Genomic DNA, 19,140 nt, shown 5'->3' on the forward strand with positions numbered 1-19,140 from the left:
TACTAACTGTTAAAAAATTACTTAGGAGGGATTGAAGGTATGAATCCATTAGGTGCTCATGAATTAATGGAAGTACATGAAGTTTTAACAAACACAATTGATGGAATTAACCAATTTCAACTTTATCAGCCCCATTGCAAAGATCCAGAGCTGCAAAACATTTTGCAAAATCAAATCATTTTTATGACAAATGAATACAATTCAATCGTTCAAATAGTAAAAAACAAGAGCAGTCAGCAAAATTTCAGCACTTACCGCCCATTGAAAAATGCAAGCCCTTCCTTTGGCACCTCAGGCGGAACACCGGAAGCTCCCAACAGCTCAATAAACGAGATGAACGACCATGATGTTGCGTCAGGAATGTTAGGATGTTTAAAAGCGTCAGCAGCATTAAGAATGCATGCTGCATTGGAATGCTCAGATCCGGAATTAAGAAATGTCGTGCTCCAAGGGGCGAAAAATTGCGCAGAGCAAGCTTATGAAGTTTGGCAATATATGAACCAAAAAGGTTATTATCAAGTGCCGGTCTTTCAGCAAAATACTGCTCAAGCGATCATTAATCATTATCAACCGGCTGGCAATCAAATGAACAATCAGCAGACATAAAACGATAAAGCAGCAGGGCTTACCCTGCTTCTGCTTTATTTTTTAGCTATTGCCAAGAAAAAAATTAGCTTTCGCTCACAATTTGCTTGTTTTCTTTTTCCTTTAGACTTTCGTCTTTTGCCGCTTGCGAATTTTTCATAAAAAACGATAAGATGAGAGCGATCGCAGAGAATATACCTGCCACTACAAAAGATATATTTACTCCATGTATCATTCCTTCAATACCTTTTTCAGGCAACGCTGTATTTGTCATGACTGTCACAAGCAAAGCTGTTCCAACTGCACCAGCTACTTGCCGCATTGTGTTGTTCATCGCAGTTCCGTGTGAAATTAAATATGTAGGCAGTTGATTTAAACCAGCGGTTGTCACCGGCATCATGACCATCGCAACACCGACCATCCTGAAAGCATTTACTGCCGCTAAATATGTAAACGTTGTATGTAAGGTGAGGTGTGACAGCATAAACGTCGTGATCGTTAAGGTAAAAAATCCAATAATCGCCAGCCATTTGGCACCGAATTTATCAAATAATCTGCCTGTTATCGGGTTGGCCACACCTTGGACAAGTGCGCCTGGCAAGAGCACCAGTCCGGACTCAAATGCTGAAAATCCCAGCATATTTTGCGTAAACATCGGCAAAATAACTGCTCCGCCAATCATAGACATAAACACAATCATGCCTAAAACAGTTGTGATCGAAAATGTCTTGCTTTTAAATACTTTGAATTCCAGGATCGGCTCATCCAATTGCAGCTGTCTAATTATAAACCAAGTAAGAGTGATCAAACCGATGAAGAGCGATAAAATAACTTGACCGCTCCCCCAGCCGCTGCTCCCAGCTGCACTGAATCCATACAATAAACCGCCGAACCCTAACGTTGAAAGGATGATGGATAAAATATCGATTTTGGGGTAAGTTTGCCGCGTAACGTTTTTTAGGATGAAAAAAGCTAAGAAAAGATCAATGACTACAATAGGTAAGAGCACATAAAACAAGCTTCTCCATGCAAAATGCTCTACAAGGTAACCGGATAAAGTCGGACCAATTGCCGGCGCAAATGCAATAACGAGTCCAAACATCCCCATTGCCGTTCCTCTTTTTTCAACGGGAAAAATTAAAAACAAGATTGTCTGCATCAGCGGCATGATAATTCCGGCACCAGCAGCCTGCGCCACTCTCCCTGCCATTAAAACAGAAAAATTGGGAGCAATTGCACAAATTGCAGTTCCAACAGCAAAAATTCCGATGGCTGTAAGAAACAGTCCTCTTGTCGTAAAACGACCAATCAAAAACGCGGTGATCGGTATCATAATCCCATTAACAAGCATAAAAATCGATTGCAGCCATTGAACTGTATTGGCATCAACTTTGAAATCCATCATTAAATGCGGCAAAGCAGTTCCAAGCAACGTTTGGTTTAAAATGGCAACAAAAGCACCGGACATTAACACAATCATGAGCGGCACTTTATTGAAGGTTTCCTGTGCCAGGTCTCGTTCTTCTCCCATATAAATCCTTCTTTCTAACAATTTTTCTATATTATTTAGCGATACAAATAGACTGCTTAATACATGTTATTGTAATATTTTTTCTTTGTAAATAGGAAGAATATACACTTGATGAGGATGAAACTTGAAGAGTGTTTTCCATAAATAAATGAAGCAATTGTTGTCTTTATAAATATATTAGCGTACATTACCATAGTGAAGGAAGATGAAGAAAAAAGCAATTGTTTCGCTCACCTTTATTTTCTTTTTTGATAATTAAGAAGGAAACGTTTGAAAAAATTTTTACATCATGAGTGTCAAAGAAAAAAATATCACTCCTTCCAATATAAAAAAAAGAACAGCCGTTTTTTCTCTTTCGGTTTGAATTGTTTCAAATGCAAAACCCCTTTTCAGCTTTATTTTTTTGAAAAGGGGGTGACAACAATTTGAAAACATAAGCATCTTATTTAAATATTTTCAATCGCTCTTCTATTGGTTTTATTTCTTTATCACCGGGCTCAGCTGTCGGTTTTCCGAACGGCATTTGAGCAATTAGTTTCCATTCATTTGGTATATTCCATTCTTTCTTCACTTCATCATCGATGAGCGGATTATAGTGCTGCAGCGAGGCGCCCAATCCTTCAATTTCCAACGAAGTCCAAATCACAAATTGCAGCATTCCAGAAGACTGTTGTGACCAAATCGGGAAATTGTCCGCATATAATGGGAATTGTTCCTGCAACCCTTGAACAACGCGGTCATCTTCAAAGAACAATACAGTACCGTATCCATTTCGGAATGAATTTATTTTTTCATCTGTTGAAGCAAATTGATCCGCTGGAACAATTTTTCGCAACGTTTCTTTCGTTATATCCCACAATTTGTTATGATGCTCGCCAAGCAAAAGAACGACTCGGGCGCTTTGGGAATTAAAAGCGGATGGTGTATATAGAACTGCGTGGCTGATCACTTCTTGAATACGCTCATCAGAAACAGTTGATTCTTTACTGATTCCGTAATAAGTGCGTCGATGTTTGACTGCTGAATAAAAGTCATTTGACACGTTCATCTCTCCTTTCTGAATTTCAATCTTTTTATATCATTCCTTTTAAACGCTTCGCCTATTACACTTCTTAGTAACGTTTTGAATAAAATTTTTTCTTGTAAGAGCCGTATTTTGAGGGATATAATTTACATGAAATCAATAATATTAGAAAAGGCGGTAAAAACTTGAAACAGCGGAACTTATTTTTCTACATTTTGATTTTTGCCATGATGTTTCTGTTCGGATGTACATCAAAAGAATATAAATTCAACATGGAATCTGGTATTGAAGCGCTAAAAAAAGAACAATACAGCGACGCCATCTCGTTTTTTAACAAAGCTCTTCATGAAAAAAACACTGAAGAAGCTCAATTGGCGCTGGATTTGTCAAAACAAATTAAAAACAGCGTTGCTGCCCTTGAAAAAGGAGAATTTGAAACCGCCATATCATTGGCAGAAAAAATCAAAAATTCAAATGAAACCTCCAAGATTCTTGATATTCTCAAACCGAAAGCTGAAAAAATAATCGAAGAAGCGGAAAAAACGAGCGCTGCTTTAAAAGAAATGGAATCTGAACTTGAGTCAGGGAAAGCATTGTTGGAAGAAAACAAGTATGACGAAGCATTCGCCATATTTAAGAAAATTGCGGAAACAACATCAAATAACGAGAAGGTCGTCAGCGTTACCAAAAATGCAGAACAATTCATGAATCAAGCAGCTGCGGCGAAAAATCAATACTTGCAGGAGCAGGAGAAAAAACTTCAAGAAGAGCGGCAAAAAGCTGAAGAAGAAGAAGCAAAAAAGAGAGAGGAAGAGCAAAAAAAGGCTGAGGAATCAAAGAAAAGCCGTCCTATAAGCCATACTGAAGCTGAACAGTTAGTCCGGGAGTATTTAAAAATTGAAAATACTTCTAACGTTTACGTTGAATATGATCATGATAATGAAAAAGGCGAATATATTATTCACGTTTATGAAATCGTGATCAGTGATCCGGAGACAAAAGAGGGACATACTTCTACATGGGGCTGGTATGCAGTCGACCCGGTCAAAAAAGTTGTGCGTGATGCGTTTGAATAACAAATTTTAAGGATTTTCCGGTGGATACATTCGGAAAATCCTTTTTCTTTAGTTATTTAATCAGAATGATATTAATCAACTGATAAGGCTTACAAAATTGCCTTGCTCATTAAACAGCTACTAAGTATTGTTCAAGGATCGAACGCATTTCAGGAGTTAAAGGCTCAGAACGCTGCAACTTAAAATTGTAATGAACGATAACTCCTTCCCCTTTTGCGATCAATTTCCCCGTTTCTGCATTTTTTATTTCATGCTCCATCGAAAAGCTTTTCGTTCCAATCCGCGTAATTTTTGAAGTTACCGTTAATGTATCATGGGCATACGCTTGAGCAAGGTAATCGCATTTTGTGGATGCTAAAATAAATTTCCAGTCTTGGTTCCCTACTTGTTTTGACATGTGTTGTAAAAATTTAGTCCGAGCTTCCTCCATATACAAATAATAGCTTGTATTGTTAACATGGCCTGACGCATCCGTTTCGCAATATCTTACATAAATTTCTATATCCGGAATGGTTTTCATGCTAAATCGTCCTTTCTTTTATGTCTTATTTTTCTGTTTTTATCAATCGATCGATATTTATGTATGAATGGAATTGAATCCTTCATGTGTATAGGAATTGTCCATCGGATCATCGATGTGTTTCAAGAAAAAGCAAATTGCTGTACAACGTTTGAAGAACAGGCGTTTCAACACCAATCTGCCGCCCCTTTTTCACGATAAACCCGCACAATGATTCGATTTCCATCCTTTTTCCTTTCAATCGATCTTGCAGCATGGACGGCTTATGCTTCAGAGCTGCTCCTGAATTGGCAAAAGTGCGATGAAACATTTCTTCATCTAATGGAATCCCGATTTTATTGGCTACTCGCATCACTTCTCGGCAAGCATTTTCAGCTGTTTTCCTCAATTCTTTATGCTCCATAATTTCACCGACAGTCGCTTTGGATAAAGCAGCAAGCGGATTGAAGGTTGCATTCCACAACAGCTTTTTCCACTTATCCAGCATGATATCATCTGTTGTTTTTACAAAAATTTCAGCTTGACGAAAAAGATCTGCCACTTTATCGCGGAACGAAATGAGTGATTCATCCAGAGCACCGATCACTAGTTTTGCTCTTCCGCTATGCTTTATGACCCCAGGCTCTTCCACATGTGACGACAGATAGGTTGCAGCTGACAAGAGCCTTTTTCCACCTAAAATTTGAGCGAGCTTTTCTTCATTGTCGACTCCATTTTGCAGCGTCAAAACAACTGCGCGATCATTCCGCAAAGAGGCAATCTGTTCTGCTGTACTTTCCGTGTCGGTTGATTTCACACAAAACAGTATCAGCTCACAATCAGCAAAACCCTCTATTTTATCTGTAAAAACACCGTCTATTGTGAGGAGTTGATCATTCGTTTTAACCACTAAACCTGATTTTTTCATTGCCTCTAAATGCTTGCCCCTTGCAAGGAAAACAACATCATGTCCGGCTTTCTTTAATAAAGCTCCAAAATAGCCGCCGACCGCGCCAGCTCCAGCAACAGCGATTTTCATAACATTCCCCCTTCAATTGAATCAAAAAGCTTATGAATGACAGAATAAACAGAAAATAATGAAATGCAAGTTTTGCACCTCAATTATTAACCTAATCTTTTCATTAATCAAGTGAAAGCATTCGGGACTGAAAAGTCTTGAGTGTTTAAAACCAATAGTAAAAACGAGCCTCCCAAACAGATGATAATCTTGAAACCAATATCAGACTCTAGACTATTATGATTTATTCTATGTTCCATGAGGATTCGCAAAGCGCGCAGATCACTAACACTCATAACTTAAAATGACGGCAATGCTATAAAAAAAGAAGCAGAAGTTGAAAAAAGCCTGTCCAAAATGAACGAACTCCGTGAAATAGCATCTCTCCCCCGCCGAATCGTTGACTTAGCTTTCGAATAAAATACGCTGAATTTATAAGTCTTGTAAACATACAGCTGCTAGCACGTTTTTGCTTTCTTACATTTTACAGTTTTATATGAAAAACGAACAGATAGGTTAATCTTTTTCCGCTCCATAATGATGTTTCTCGCAATCAAATAATGAAGCTTTTTCTTTTTTCTAATAAATTTAAGCATCCATCCAACACACATAACCCCGTTCTAAGTTTAGGACGGGGTTACAATAAAATGGTTTACTTTTTAAGAACAATGCTTCACTTACATCAAGTTTTTTAAAGGTTAATCATTGGATAAAATGACTTTCATCGCTTTTTCTTTAGCCGCATTGCGAAATACTTCGTATGCCTGCAAAATCTGGTCCAGCGAAAAACGATGAGTGACTAACTGTTCCGGTTTAATTTTTCCTGACTGCACCGTCTTTAGCAGCATCGGTGTCGTACTCGTGCTAACTAGTCCAGTTGTGATTTTGACATTGCGAATCCACAATTGTTCTAAGTGCAATTCGACAGGCTTACCATGAACACCAACGTTGGCCAACCGTCCGCCCGGCTTTAGGATTTGCTGGCAGATGTCGAAGGTCACCGGGAATCCGACCGCTTCAATCGCTACGTCAACACCTTTTCCGTCCGTTAGTTCAAGCACTTGCTCAACCGCATTTGTCTTTGAGCTGTTCATTGTCTTAGTGGCACCGAACTTTTTGGACAGCTCCAGACGATTATCGTCAAGGTCGATCATGATGATTTCCGCTGGTGAATAAAGCTGTGCTGTCAACAGTGCTGCCATTCCGACCGGTCCGGCCCCGACAATTGCGATTACATCCCCTGGTTGAACTTCGCCGTTGATTACCCCGATTTCGAGACTTGTCGGAAAAATGTCACTCAACATAACAAGCGCTTCTTCATCGACTCCCTCAGGGATATGATACATGCTTGTATCCGCATATGGAATCCGAACGTACTCTGCTTGGGTACCGTCGATCAAATGCCCTAAAATCCAACCGCCTTTTTCACAGTGTGCGTACATCGCTTTTTTACAATAATCGCAGCTTCCACAGGAAGTCACACAAGAAATCAGCACTCTGTCTCCAGGTTTGAAATTGTTGACACTTGAGCCGACTTCTTCTACTATACCAACACCTTCGTGTCCCAATGTCCGTCCGTCAGTTACAGCCGGTACATCTCCACCCAAAATATGTAAATCTGTTCCACAGATTGTCGTTTTGGTGATTCTTACGATGGCATCTGTTGGTTCCTGAATCGTAGGCTTGTCCTTCTCTCCCCACTCAAGCTTGCCTGGTCCACGGAATATTAGTGCTTTCATCATCATACCTCCTAAATATATTTGTTCGTAAGCTGTCTTCGGTTTCAAATAAAGGCCATGGCGGGTCTAACTAAATTAGATGTTACTAGCGGTTTGTTATCCCAAAGGTATTTTTCCCCTTGCGATCAAGAAATTATTCTGCTCAATAGGTATGTATGATATATATCCCCCCTCTCAAGTTAACATAAAGTATCTTGCCGGAAGTTCCCTATCACAGATTGCGTGGGCAACAGGGTCAGGAAAAAGTGTTAGTGAGCGGCGGAAATAAATAATTTTGCCGTTAACTATGTGGCATTTTTTTTAATCCGTCACAATTGGCTCCCCTGAACAACTTCAACTTGTTGCAATTGATGATCCATTGTTGGCCAATCAGCGTTTGTAGCACTTTAACAACGAACGGCTGCAACAAAAAATAGCGATTTATGCCATAAAAAACACTATTCTTACGACAGACAACTTAGCTAGAGCACCACAGCTGCTCACGTTCGTTATTATTATTTTGAAAATTAATACTATTCTCTTAATTAATTTGGCCTTTTGTTATTTTGCCTGAGAAGCTTTTTCTTTCAGCATCTTATAAAACGTATCAGGATGATCCAAACGTAAAGCCACTTTCGAATATGTTTTTTGAAATCCTAAGAAAAGTGTGGCACGGCAAGGATTCTTTAATTCTAAAATCATATTCGGATGTACCGTTTCGAAATCTCTAGCAATAAATTCAATAGTTGTTTTCTTATCTATTTTTTTCTCTAATTGTTTTTGATCAATGGTAATTGACTCTATGTCATCTAACGACAATACCATTTTTTTTGCTAATCCAAGAGATAAGTACAAGTAATTATCTGTCATTTTCAATGGATTTAAGCGTACTGCCTGTAAGTCGCCGAGAAAAAAGATAATTGAATAAATATTCAAAATAAGCAGCAAAATGGACAACAGCTTGGACTGATCATGCAGCCACCAATGAATTCCGATCGTTTCAATAATAATTGCGTGAATGATCATAATTTGAAATGCCACTATGCTGGAATTTTTATGCAATGTAAAGTATTTTTCACCTTTCGGCGGTCGTTTCTTCCACGACATAAAGGCATAGTAAAACATAAGGAATTCTGACGCTACGATGTGTACAATAGGATGTTTGCGAACTTTTTCTTCAACAGCAGTCGGAAAAGAAAACAACAAGCTGTCATCACTCATGCGGACCTGTCGAATAATTGCAGGCAAATAGCGCAAAAACATGAATAGCAAAGCTAATTCTGACAATACTAACAATCCTTCAATGGCAATACCTATATAAGATATTGCTGCAAATGGCTCAAAGTATTTTGCTGGAATGATAAACCTAGCTAAAATTAATCCTCCTGCCATCCAAATAATAAAACGTTTAACTGAAAAATTCTTTTTATATATTACTGCCATTAAAAGCGGAACAACGATTGCCAAGTCCATTAAAGTGCCAAGGATGACCCATCCCATCTCCTCAGGCAATACCATAATCGACAAAGGCGACCTATATATTAGAAAATTGGAACAAAGCACCAGCACTAATAAGGACAACCATATATACCTTTTTTTATCAAATTGCCAAGCTTCCACAAATCCACCCCTTTTTACCTATATTGTAACAGATTTTAAAATATTTCGTTTTTTATTTTTGTTAATTTTCAAAATTGCCAGCTTTCTCCTTGTCTCTGCTGATTTTAAGAAACGAACATGTTCCTAAATTGAGTGTGATTGATTTCTTGAGGTAATACGAAAGAACTAAATTTGAACATGCATCCTCTGTATGTGAACAGTCAATCATCCCATAGTACAACCTTTACAAGAATTCATTGCCTTAAGAGATATAAAACTGAAACATATTATGCTTTTTCATTCAACTAATGCAAACCTCCCTCCTTTCCGTTATACTTAAAACGTTGTTGATTGAAAGAAAGGAGCATTATATGAAATCTCTCGTTTTAGCTGAAAAGCCGAGCGTTGCACGTGAGATAGCCCGTGTGCTTGGTTGCAAAAAAAAGCATAAATTTCACTTTGAAGGAAGCAAGTATATCGTAACGTGGGCGCTCGGTCATTTAATTGAATTGAAGATGCCGGAACATTACGATCCAAAATATAAAACATGGCGGCTGGAAGATTTGCCAATTATCCCAGAAAAAATGGGGTTAAAAGTAATTAGACAAACGAGCCGGCATTATAAAGGCATAGAACTGTTGGCGAAACGAACGGACATTAAAGATTGCATTATCGCAACAGACGCCGGACGTGAAGGCGAACTTGTTGCAAGATGGATTTTAAAAAAGCTGAACTGGAAAAAGCCGATTTTGCGCCTATGGATTTCATCTCAGACCGATAAAGCCATTCGTGACGGTTTCAAGCATTTAAAACCTGGGAAACAATTTGAAGCATTATATCAGTCTGCTGTTTGCCGTGCAGAGGCAGATTGGCTCATCGGCTTAAATGTGACAAGAGCTTTGACGACGAAATATAATGACCCGCTTTCGGCAGGGCGCGTGCAGACCCCAACCCTTGCCATGATCATGAAAAGGGAAACAGAAATTCAAAAATTTGTACCGAAGCCGTATTGGACGATTCATGCAAAAATCGGTTCCATTCATACCATCTGGGAGCGAAACGGCGAAAAAAGAATTTTTTCCAAAGAAACGGCTGAACATCTATTGGCAAACCTGAATGGTAAAAAAGGTACAGTCATCAAAGTGGAGCGCAAGCAAAAGAAAGAACATCAACCGCTGCCATACGACCTAACCGAGCTGCAGCGGGATGCCAACAAGCGTTTCGGCTTTTCCGCAAAGAAAACGTTAACGATACTGCAAAAGCTTTATGAGCATTATAAGCTTGTCACATACCCGCGGACAGACTCCCGTTATTTAACTGCGGATATGGAATCGACAATGTTTGACAGGCTTCAGGCAATGGCTTCCGGCTATAAAGACGAAATCCGTCCTCTCCTTTCCAACAAAGGAAAAATTTTATTAAAACGGGTGTTCAATAATGAAAAAGTGACCGATCATCATGCCATTATCCCGACTGAGGAACCGCTAAATATGAGCGAGCTTTCCGCTGATGAAAGGAAGCTGTATGATTTGATTGCCCGCCGGTTTTTGGCGCTGTTTTATCCTGCTTACGAATATGAAACCGTCCATGCAGTTTTTGATGTGAACGGAGAAACACTCACTGCAAAAGAGACAATTGTATTGAATAATGGATTTAAAGCCGTTTTAGGGAAGCAGCAGGATGAGCCGGAAAACAGAAACATCCCTGCTTTAGTTAAAGGACAATCTTTTGCTGTTCATCAAGTAGAAATAGAAGAAAAATTGGAAGAACCTCCTCTTCGCTATTCAGAGGCGGACATTCTTACGCAGATGGAAAAGTTCGGACTCGGCACTCCTGCAACTAGGGCGGATATTATTGAAAGACTTATCGAAACAGAAGCGGTTGAGCGAAAAAACGGAAGGTTCTACCCAACGAAAAAAGGTAAACAACTGATTGAACTTGTCAATGATGAACTAAAATCACCTGAACTGACAGCGCGCTGGGAAAAAGAGCTTGAAGCGATCGCACGGGGAAAAGGAAATCCTGAATTTTTCCTAAACAACATTCGCAAGCAAACGAAACGGCTCGTTAATGAAATAAAAAATAGCGATAGAAGCTACAAAGCACACAATTTAACCGGCTCCATGTGCCCGGAATGCGGCTCCTTTTTAAAAATACGTTCTACAAAAGAAGGACGTTTATTAGCATGTTCGAACATGGAATGCCGCTATAGCAAACGAAAAGATCCGAAGCTGTCCAACCGGCGCTGTCCACAATGCAAAAAACGAATGGAAATCCATAACGGCAAAGCCGGCGTTTACTTCCAATGCCGCCGCTGCAATGTGGTTGAAAAAGCGGAAGAAAAGAAAACGGCAGTCAATAACCGCAAAGATCGGGCTTTAATTCAAAAATACAGCCCGAAAAGCGATTCTTTTGGCACAAGTTTAGGTGATTTGTTAAAACAGGTGTTGGAAGAAAAACAGCAATAAATAAAAAAGCTTCCGGATGCTGCGTTTACGACAAAAAGTTAGCTTGTTTCTATTTAAAAAACGGTGTCACGACGAATCTGGAATGGTATGCAGTTTGTTTCAAATTTTAAAAGGGATTTGTCAAATAAGTCATTTTTTCGGCTTATAGACAAACCCCTTTAATATTTAGAAACGTTCATATCGATGTTTATGATTATAATGGGCTCCACTTTCTGGACAGCTCCTTATCATTCGTTAACTACACGCGAATTAAAACGTTATGTACTATTTGTTCCCCCTGCATTTCTAAAAAACTCAAAACAGTCAACCACATATATTCGAAAATGGTCTCCCCTCTTTCGACCTCCCCAATATATTTAAAAATCAAGAATGTTTATACACATGCTGCAGGGTCTTTATCGAACAGTAATCCTCAAGTCGAGATGTTTATAAATTTCTAAAAAAAGCGGCACCTAAATAAGGCGCCACTTTGAAAGGATTAGTTTTTTTGTACGTTTGCCGCTTGAGGTCCGCGTTGGCCTTCGACAATTTCAAATTTAACAGTTTGCCCTTCTTCTAACGTTTTAAAACCATCGCCTTGAATCGCCGAAAAATGAACAAACACATCGTCTCCACCATCGACTTCAATAAATCCAAACCCTTTTTCACTGTTAAACCATTTTACCTTACCTGTGTTCATGCTTTTTCCTCCAAAAAAAGATTTTACCATTCATTGTTTGTTTTTCATAAGAAAAAAAGCCGTACACTCATGAGAAATGCAGACCATATAAGATCGCCTGCATTTCAATATGAGGTACGACTTATAATGGATCCATGATAAAACGAACTAAATGGCTAATTCATTATAACCAATCAAACATTAAGAGTCAAGAAAATGTAAGAATGTTCTTGACTCTTTAAGGGTGATACTTTACGTTATACGCTGCTTTCCCCTTAAAACAAATCTCATTCACTGCCGCGGTAAAGAAAGAACAGAGCTGTCAGCATTAGCCCGATCCCAATCAGGCGGTTTATGTCTATTCGATTTTTCGGCATTCCAAATAATCCAAAATGATCAATGATGACGCTGATGGCCATTTGACCGATGATTCCTGCAAGGAGCGTTACGGCCACCCCAACCTTCGGAACAGAAATAATGGTAAACGTGACGAACATCGCGCCTAAAAATCCCCCAAGCAAATTCCATTTTGGAACTTGAAACAAATCGGTAATGTGGCCCTTTCCAAAAAATAAAACAAGGAACGCTAAAACCATTGTTCCAACAAAAAAAGAGACAAATGCTCCTTCAACAGCACCGATTTTTTTGCCTAGACTTCCGTTAACCGGCGACTGTATTCCTATCATCATCCCACCCAGTATCGCTAAAAAAATGTAAATCCATTTCATCCTGAACCCTCCCCAGAAATATAATTTCTCTTCTACCCGCTTGAACTCCTTTACGTAAAAACGTTCTTAAGTAAAAAAGTTGATTTTCTAAAATTTTCATTTTGTAAAAAAAGAAGAGACTTAAAAAAACGGCGCTTTCGTAAAAGCTCTTAAAATGATGAAAGACAACAGAATTTTTCAATAAATTTCTGTTGTCTGAAAGTGCAAACCTGCCGTTCAGATGAGAATCAAACCCGTTAAATAATTTTCTAGCACCCACACAGAAAATGACGCTGTAAAGGAGGAGATTAAGACCGATCTATTTGTTTGATGAAGAGCACAACGTTTACAAGTATATTCGGCCTGATGATTAGTTCAATTATCCATTAACGACAATTTACTACACTTGTTTATGTAAAGACCTTAAAAAATTATATTCAGCAAACTATTTTCTCTCATGTCATTTTCTAGATCAACCATTTTCAACATATATATAAACAAAAAAAGGAGGCACTTATGATCATTCATATTATACAAAGAGGAGAGACTTTATGGAACATAGCTGAACGCTACGGTATCAGTCTTTCAGAAATTATTGCTGCAAACAGTCTGCCCGATCCTAATCGATTACTGATTGGCCAATCACTTGTGATTCCCATTGCTTTTCGTCAACATATCGTCCGAGCAGGGGAAACATTATGGCAAATTGCCCAAAAATATGGAGTTGCCGTCGGGTCTATTGTTCAGGCTAACCATATTAGTGATCCTTCAAAAATTAATCCGGGAATGATTTTAAACATTCCGCCTCGCATCCATACTGTGAAGCCTGGAGAGAATTTATCGCAAATTTCTCAAATTTACCATATATCCGTACAGGAAATTGCCAAAGCCAATCGAATTCAAAATCCCGACCTTCTTTATCCGGGGACAAGATTAACGATTCCTTTTGTAAAACCAGTCATTGACGTAAATGCATATACGATCCATGCAGGTGAAGAAGGAGGCAAAGAAGTTCGAGAAGCTGGCAGCTTTTTAACATACGTTTCTCCATTTGCCTATATCATCCGGGAAGACGGCGGACTCGATGCAATAAACGACACAGCGATTCTTCAATCTGCTAGATCGGAGCAAGTGATTCCGATGTTGAGTATAACAAATTTTACGTTTAGAGATCCTGGGTCCCGGCTGGCTCATGTCATCCTTTCAAATACGGAACTGCAAGATCGATTATTGACCACCATTATAAACACTATGAAAGAAAAAGGTTATCGTGGATTAAATATTGATTTTGAAAATGTATATCCTGACGATCGTGAGTTATATAATCAATTTTTACAGCGCGCCGTTGACCAATTGCAGAAAGAAGGATATTTTGTTTCAACCGCGCTCGCCCCTAAAACGAGCGCAGAACAAAAAGGAATATTATATGAAGCACACGACTATGCCGCACACGGCAGGATTGCAGATTTCGTTATTTTAATGAGATACGAATGGGGTTATAGGCTTGAACCTCCTCAGGAGATCTCTCCGCTTAATCAAATCAAACAAGTGCTAGATTATGCTGTAACCGTCATTCCAAGAAATAAAATCTTTATGGGCTTCCAAGTATATGCTCGTGACTGGCTCCTTCCCCATGTTCAAGGTCAGGAAGCAGAAACATTTGATATGCAAGAAGCGATTCGTCGAGCAGTTCAACACAGTGCTGCGATACAGTATGATCAAACATCCCAATCACCGTTTTATCGGTATGTGGATGAACAAGGCCGTACGCATGAGGTCTGGTTTGAAGACGCGCGCAGCACCCGGGCAAAATTTGATGCGGTAAAGGATTACGGTTTACGGGGAATTAGTTATTGGGTACTTGGCTATCCGTTCCCACAAAATTGGGTATTACTTGAAGACAATTTTCAAGTGCGGAAATTCCGTTCAATTCATTGATAGCAGAAGTCTCTCATAGCACAAATGAATCGAGTAGGAGGGAGCGATTAACTCCCGTCCTCTCACACCACCGTACGTACGGTTCCGTATACGGCGGTTCAATTAAGATAATTGACGCAAGTTTTCATAACTTCCGTGAATAGCTGTTCTCTTTATGCCAGTTGTCACTCCACCCTCCAAGAGGTCTCCCACGGGATTCACCGCTTCCTCCCTCAAGTGAGGTACTACGTTTTCTGTGTTCATCATGACTCACTGAATGCCAAGGGCTATTCTCTCTTAATTGTTCGGTCCTTCTCAGTTGTTCTAGATCAACTAATACTATGACCTCTGCTGACTTCTGACGGTTCAGCTACTTATCACTAAGTAGGTTATGAAGCGTACTTCACATATCCACCAGACCTCCCCGGGTAAGTACATGCACTTTCACACCATCTATCCGCCTCATTTACTCGATATGACCTTCGACAGAAAGAGCTTTGTTTTGTTTTGCAAACTCACTCAATCATACCTAGCCTTATATGAGGTTCGTGTTCCTCGGACCGGTGTTTTGCCTCCAGCTTCCTTCAGATTCCGCGTCACCACGGACACCCTTTCGTTGAGCTAACCTCTACTTCTGTCTTCGGGGTTCGGGACTTACACCCTATAGTTCATGTACATGCCGGGCGCACAAATAAGGGAACCTACGCACAAAGCGTATGTTCCCTTCTCGCTTATTCCTCTTTCATAAACGGCCACCAGTTCGCTTTACCAAACATTTTGACCATCACCGGTACAAATAGCGGTAGTACAACAAGAGCATATAAAAATAATCCTGTTAAAACAATTGTGGCAATTTCGAGCAGCGACAGCACACCGGACGGAAGCATCGCCGCAAATGTTCCGCCTAAAATGACCGCGGCGGAAATAATGACCGTTCCCATATGACGCATAGCTGAAAGCATCGCTTCTGTGACAGGCAAATCTCTGTATTCGTTGAAGCGGTTCATAAGGAAGATGCTGTAATCTATGCCAAGCGCAATTAAAATGACAAATGAGAAAAATGGAACTGCCCAGTTCAAACCGTCGTATCCAAGAAGACGAACGAAAATGGCTTCTGACACCGCCATTGATGTGTAATACGTTAGAATAAGCGATAAAATTAAATAAATCGGCATGACAAACGAGCGCAGCAATGCAATTAATATAAGAGCAATCCCTATCAGCATCAATACAACTGTGCGGGAGTAGTCGTTTGCTGAAATCTCGTTCAAGTCGGAGTAAATGCTAGTAACCCCGTCATAGGCAATTTTCGCATTTTCAAGCTTCGTGTCTTTTACGGTAAACTCCACCGCTTGTTTGACCTCAGTAAGCTGATCCATCGCTGAAGTTGAATATGGATTTTTCTCGAAAACAACATCAATGGTTGTCACTTTGCCGTCATTCGATAAGTAAGCTTCTTTCGCATCCGCAAATTCTTTGCTTTCAAGCACTTCCTTCGGCATGTACCAGCCTGCCATTTCCTGATTTGAAGAAGAAAGACCAGATAAGTAATTTTCGGCAGAACCGAGACCATCGGCTACTTGATTTAGACCATCCACGCTTTTGTCAAGGCCTGAAATCAGCTGATTCATTTGTCCATCCAGCTGAGAAAAACCTTCCAGCAATTCCTCCTGTCCATTGTTGACTTGGCTTAAGCCGTTAGACAGCTCCGGCAATTTTGAAATGATGGTTTGCTGTCCAACCGCTGCTTTATTCAACCCTTTTTGCAGCTGATCAAGCCCGTTGATGAGCTCTCCCATTCCATTAACGAGCGCTTTTTGACCTGAAAGTAATTCAGAATATGAACGGTTCGCCTGCTCTATTCCATTTGTCACTCGCTGAAGCGCTCCGTTAATTTGCTGAAATCCGCTTCTCATTTGTTTTACTTGCTCACTAAGCTGGGAAGCTGCCATTTTCACCTGTTGATACTCAGCATCCTGCTGAAGCTGCTGATGTCGTTGTTCGATGCGGTTTAAAGATTCACTCATGCCGGATAAATGTGTTGACAATTGACCGAGATGTGATTCCATCTGTTGATATTGTTTCAGCAATGAATGTAGACTGCTTCCGGCTGTTTCGTATCCTTTCAAAAGCTGTTCTGCGCCGGATTGCAGCTTTTTCGCATTGTTTTGAACGGTCTCAAGCCCTTTCTTTATGTCACCGGCCCCCATTGATCCGCTCTCGATCCCCTGTTTAACTTGCGAAAGCCCTTTTTCAAGTTCATCGACGCCGGCTTTTAATTCATTTGTTCCGGAAACGAGCGCTTCAATACCGTCTGTAGCTTGTTTTAATTTCGGAGATGATGCAGAAAGCTCTTTGCTCGCTTCATTCAAACCGGAGCTGATTTGTTCAAGCCCTTCATTTCCCTGACCAATTCCGTCTTTCAGCGTTTTCGCCTGTTCTGTCACAAATAATTGGTCGATCTGTTCGCCTGTCGGTCTCGTTACTGAGCGGACCGTCTCGACACCTTCAACTTTTTCGATGCTTCTGCTTATTTTTTCAATTAAAGCAAAATATTCCGTCCTATTCATGTTGTCATCATTTTTGATCACAATTTTTGTCGGCATCGCTTCGCCTGGGTTGAAGCTTTTCGAAATAATATTAAAAGCCTTGACAGAGTCGTAATCATCCCCGATTTCTTGAAGGGAATTAAACGACAGCTTGCCGTCATAGGAAAGCAGCACTGGGAGGGTAATAATTCCTACGATGATTAAAGAAACAAGCGGTCTGGTGAACGAAAAACGTCCTGCAAAGTCCCATAGCTTGCTCTGTTTATGTTCCAGATTTCCTTTAACTGGCCAAAACAACACCGGGCCAAGCACAGCCATGAAAAACGGAACAAGCGTCATAAGTGCTACCAGCAGGATGGCGACTCCGACAGCGACTGCCGCAGCCGATTGATAAAGCTTAAATGATGACAATCCGATCGCCGCAAAGCCGATCATAACGGCTAAACCGCTGAAAAACACAGTTTTTCCAGCCGTGCGATAGGTTGTTATAATCGCTTCAGTTCGGCTTTCTTGTTTGCCAAGCTCCTCTTTAAAGCGGCTTAGCAGTAAAATGCAATAGTCTGTACCGATCCCGAACAAAATGGCGACCAAAAATGTTTGCGTAAAAGTGGACAATGGAAAATTCACCATTTCAACTAAAAAGGCGACAATTGACTGTGATGCCAAATATGTAATGCCGACTGTCAAGAGCGGCACAAATGGCGCTATAAGCGAGCGGAAAACGATCAGCAAGACGATCAAAATAAACACGACTGTTATGCCTTCTGTTTTTTTCACTCCTTCCTGCGAGCTGACAATAACGTCTTCATCGATGATCCAGCTGCCGGTATAATAATGCTCCAATGAAATATGATCGATCACTTTATAAAGAGCGGATGTCATTTCTTTTGCCGTTCTTCCGTCTCTTTCCATTTGTATTGACGTCAAGATGGTGGTTTTATCTTTTGAAACAAGCTGATCCTTTAACTCCTCTTGATGAAAAGGCGAAACAATTTCTGTAATCCGTAAATTCTCGCTGTGTTGTTCAAGCTGTTTTACAGCTTGTTCCGCTTCTTTCCAATCTTCCTTTGTCAGCCCGTCCTCATTATGCAGCACAAGGGCGACTGATATTAGATCTCCTGAATGCTCTTTGCTCTGAATTTCTTTTAAAATGTCATTCGCGATCGAAGAGGAATAACCTTCCGGAACCGTAATTTGCCCTTTTTCGCGCACAAGCTCCTCCATGTTTGGCGATGTAAAGAGCAAACCAATAACAGCGACAAGCCATAAAATGAGTACAAACCATTTTCCTTTCAGGATTGCCCTCATGACTCAACCTCCAGTTCAAGCAATATGTTTGCCAATTTTTCATAGGTTTGAATAAACGATTCGATCTCGTCCTCCGAAAATTTTGTTATGAACGATCCTACAACTTTATGAACTCTCTCTTCTGTGCTTGCAAACAAATTGCTCCCTTTTTCAGTCAAAGCCAAATAAATGACCCTCCTGTCTTTTTCATCGCGAATTCGCCGAACAAATCCTTTCTCAACAAGCCGATTAATCATCGCTGTGATCGCGCTTTTGTTCACTCGAAAAACATTAGCTAGTTCTGTTGAAGTGCACCTTTCCTTTTGATGGATATAGCGCAAAAGATAGTGTTGTTCGTTTGTGATATCTGGATCAATTTCACATTTCACAAGTTCTTCCGCTCTTTTCGTTACAATGAACGAAACCTTAATATACCGTTCGATCAATTCATCTATTTTTTTTCGATCCATTGTCTGCCCCCTATTTTAAATAGTTCAACTATTT

At 40.0% G+C, this 19,140-nt stretch carries 14 protein-coding genes; 4 read left to right on the forward strand and 10 right to left on the reverse strand.

Annotated features, from left to right (window positions below; genetic code table 11):
• Window positions 1-39: 39 nt before the first annotated feature.
• Complete coding sequence (locus NSQ61_RS06490) at window positions 40-606, forward strand: spore coat protein (RefSeq protein WP_327856815.1); 567 nt, start codon at window positions 40-42, stop codon at window positions 604-606.
• Between the two features lie 64 nt (window positions 607-670).
• Here the strand turns inward: NSQ61_RS06490 and NSQ61_RS06495 are convergent, their stop codons facing one another.
• Together NSQ61_RS06495 and NSQ61_RS06500 are read right to left on the reverse strand one after the other, a co-directional pair.
• Entirely contained in the window at window positions 671-2,116 is a 1,446-nt protein-coding gene (locus tag NSQ61_RS06495; RefSeq protein ID WP_340806396.1) for a DHA2 family efflux MFS transporter permease subunit, read from the reverse strand.
• 442 nt (window positions 2,117-2,558) lie between these two features.
• A complete protein-coding gene (locus tag NSQ61_RS06500) occupies window positions 2,559-3,158 on the reverse strand; it encodes a nitroreductase family protein (RefSeq protein ID WP_094245736.1) in 600 nt (199 codons plus the stop codon).
• A gap of 167 nt (window positions 3,159-3,325) precedes the next feature.
• Here NSQ61_RS06500 and NSQ61_RS06505 point away from each other — a divergent pair, with 167 nt between their 5' ends.
• Window positions 3,326-4,216: a hypothetical protein gene (locus NSQ61_RS06505; RefSeq protein ID WP_311067275.1), complete on the forward strand. Its 891-nt coding sequence runs from the start codon at window positions 3,326-3,328 to the stop codon at window positions 4,214-4,216.
• 109 nt (window positions 4,217-4,325) lie between these two features.
• Here NSQ61_RS06505 and NSQ61_RS06510 read toward each other — a convergent pair whose 3' ends face one another.
• The 4 genes from NSQ61_RS06510 to NSQ61_RS06525 all read right to left on the reverse strand — a co-directional run bounded on the left by NSQ61_RS06510 (window position 4,326) and on the right by NSQ61_RS06525 (window position 9,071).
• Entirely contained in the window at window positions 4,326-4,736 is a 411-nt protein-coding gene (locus NSQ61_RS06510) for an acyl-CoA thioesterase (protein WP_311067274.1), read from the reverse strand.
• A 109-nt stretch (window positions 4,737-4,845) separates the two neighbouring features.
• Window positions 4,846-5,754, reverse strand: coding sequence for a ketopantoate reductase family protein (locus NSQ61_RS06515; RefSeq protein ID WP_311067273.1), 909 nt, complete (start codon window positions 5,752-5,754; stop codon window positions 4,846-4,848).
• 677 nt (window positions 5,755-6,431) lie between these two features.
• Window positions 6,432-7,472: a zinc-dependent alcohol dehydrogenase family protein gene (locus NSQ61_RS06520; RefSeq protein ID WP_311067272.1), complete on the reverse strand. Its 1,041-nt coding sequence runs from the start codon at window positions 7,470-7,472 to the stop codon at window positions 6,432-6,434.
• 540 nt (window positions 7,473-8,012) lie between these two features.
• On the reverse strand, window positions 8,013-9,071 hold the full coding sequence (locus NSQ61_RS06525; RefSeq protein ID WP_311067271.1) for a beta-carotene 15,15'-monooxygenase: 1,059 nt from the start codon (window positions 9,069-9,071) through the stop codon (window positions 8,013-8,015).
• Window positions 9,072-9,421: 350 nt separating this feature from the next.
• Here NSQ61_RS06525 and NSQ61_RS06530 point away from each other — a divergent pair, with 350 nt between their 5' ends.
• A complete protein-coding gene (locus NSQ61_RS06530) occupies window positions 9,422-11,518 on the forward strand; it encodes a DNA topoisomerase III (RefSeq protein ID WP_340806403.1) in 2,097 nt (698 codons plus the stop codon).
• Between the two features lie 478 nt (window positions 11,519-11,996).
• On the opposite strand, the gene cspD is transcribed toward NSQ61_RS06530, so the two are convergent.
• The gene (gene cspD / locus NSQ61_RS06535) at window positions 11,997-12,197 is read right to left on the reverse strand and encodes a cold-shock protein CspD (protein WP_063389535.1); all 201 of its coding nucleotides are present in this window, start codon (window positions 12,195-12,197) and stop codon (window positions 11,997-11,999) included.
• A gap of 266 nt (window positions 12,198-12,463) precedes the next feature.
• The gene (locus NSQ61_RS06540) at window positions 12,464-12,904 is read right to left on the reverse strand and encodes a DMT family transporter (protein WP_340806405.1); all 441 of its coding nucleotides are present in this window, start codon (window positions 12,902-12,904) and stop codon (window positions 12,464-12,466) included.
• Window positions 12,905-13,399: 495 nt separating this feature from the next.
• Between NSQ61_RS06540 and NSQ61_RS06545 the strand changes: the two genes are divergently transcribed.
• Window positions 13,400-14,821 carry a LysM peptidoglycan-binding domain-containing protein gene (locus tag NSQ61_RS06545; RefSeq protein ID WP_340806407.1) on the forward strand — a complete coding sequence of 474 codons (1,422 nt, stop codon included), beginning with the start codon at window positions 13,400-13,402 and terminating at the stop codon, window positions 14,819-14,821.
• 710 nt (window positions 14,822-15,531) lie between these two features.
• Here the strand turns inward: NSQ61_RS06545 and NSQ61_RS06550 are convergent.
• Window positions 15,532-18,657, reverse strand: a complete 3,126-nt coding sequence (locus NSQ61_RS06550) for an MMPL family transporter (protein ID WP_340806409.1) — start codon at window positions 18,655-18,657, stop codon at window positions 15,532-15,534.
• Window positions 18,654-19,106 carry a MarR family winged helix-turn-helix transcriptional regulator gene (locus tag NSQ61_RS06555; RefSeq protein WP_340806411.1) on the reverse strand — a complete coding sequence of 151 codons (453 nt, stop codon included), beginning with the start codon at window positions 19,104-19,106 and terminating at the stop codon, window positions 18,654-18,656. Before NSQ61_RS06555 ends, NSQ61_RS06550 begins: the two co-directional genes overlap by 4 nt.
• Between the last annotated feature and the right edge of the window lie 34 nt (window positions 19,107-19,140).

This window comes from Aeribacillus sp. FSL K6-1121 (genome assembly GCF_038003725.1).
Taxonomy (GTDB): Bacteria; Bacillota; Bacilli; order Bacillales; family Aeribacillaceae; genus Aeribacillus; species Aeribacillus composti.

Coding starts and splice junctions, on each gene's coding strand:
- NSQ61_RS06555 (WP_340806411.1), bottom strand. CDS start 19,106: ATGGATCGAAAAAAAATAGATGAATTGATCGAACGGTATATTAAGGTT.
- NSQ61_RS06495 (WP_340806396.1), bottom strand. CDS start 2,116: ATGGGAGAAGAACGAGACCTGGCACAGGAAACCTTCAATAAAGTGCCG.
- NSQ61_RS06515 (WP_311067273.1), bottom strand. CDS start 5,754: ATGAAAATCGCTGTTGCTGGAGCTGGCGCGGTCGGCGGCTATTTTGGA.
- NSQ61_RS06530 (WP_340806403.1), top strand. CDS start 9,422: ATGAAATCTCTCGTTTTAGCTGAAAAGCCGAGCGTTGCACGTGAGATA.
- NSQ61_RS06550 (WP_340806409.1), bottom strand. CDS start 18,657: ATGAGGGCAATCCTGAAAGGAAAATGGTTTGTACTCATTTTATGGCTT.
- NSQ61_RS06545 (WP_340806407.1), top strand. CDS start 13,400: ATGATCATTCATATTATACAAAGAGGAGAGACTTTATGGAACATAGCT.
- NSQ61_RS06510 (WP_311067274.1), bottom strand. CDS start 4,736: ATGAAAACCATTCCGGATATAGAAATTTATGTAAGATATTGCGAAACG.
- cspD (WP_063389535.1), bottom strand. CDS start 12,197: ATGAACACAGGTAAGGTAAAATGGTTTAACAGTGAAAAAGGGTTTGGA.
- NSQ61_RS06490 (WP_327856815.1), top strand. CDS start 40: ATGAATCCATTAGGTGCTCATGAATTAATGGAAGTACATGAAGTTTTA.
- NSQ61_RS06540 (WP_340806405.1), bottom strand. CDS start 12,904: ATGAAATGGATTTACATTTTTTTAGCGATACTGGGTGGGATGATGATA.
- NSQ61_RS06520 (WP_311067272.1), bottom strand. CDS start 7,472: ATGAAAGCACTAATATTCCGTGGACCAGGCAAGCTTGAGTGGGGAGAG.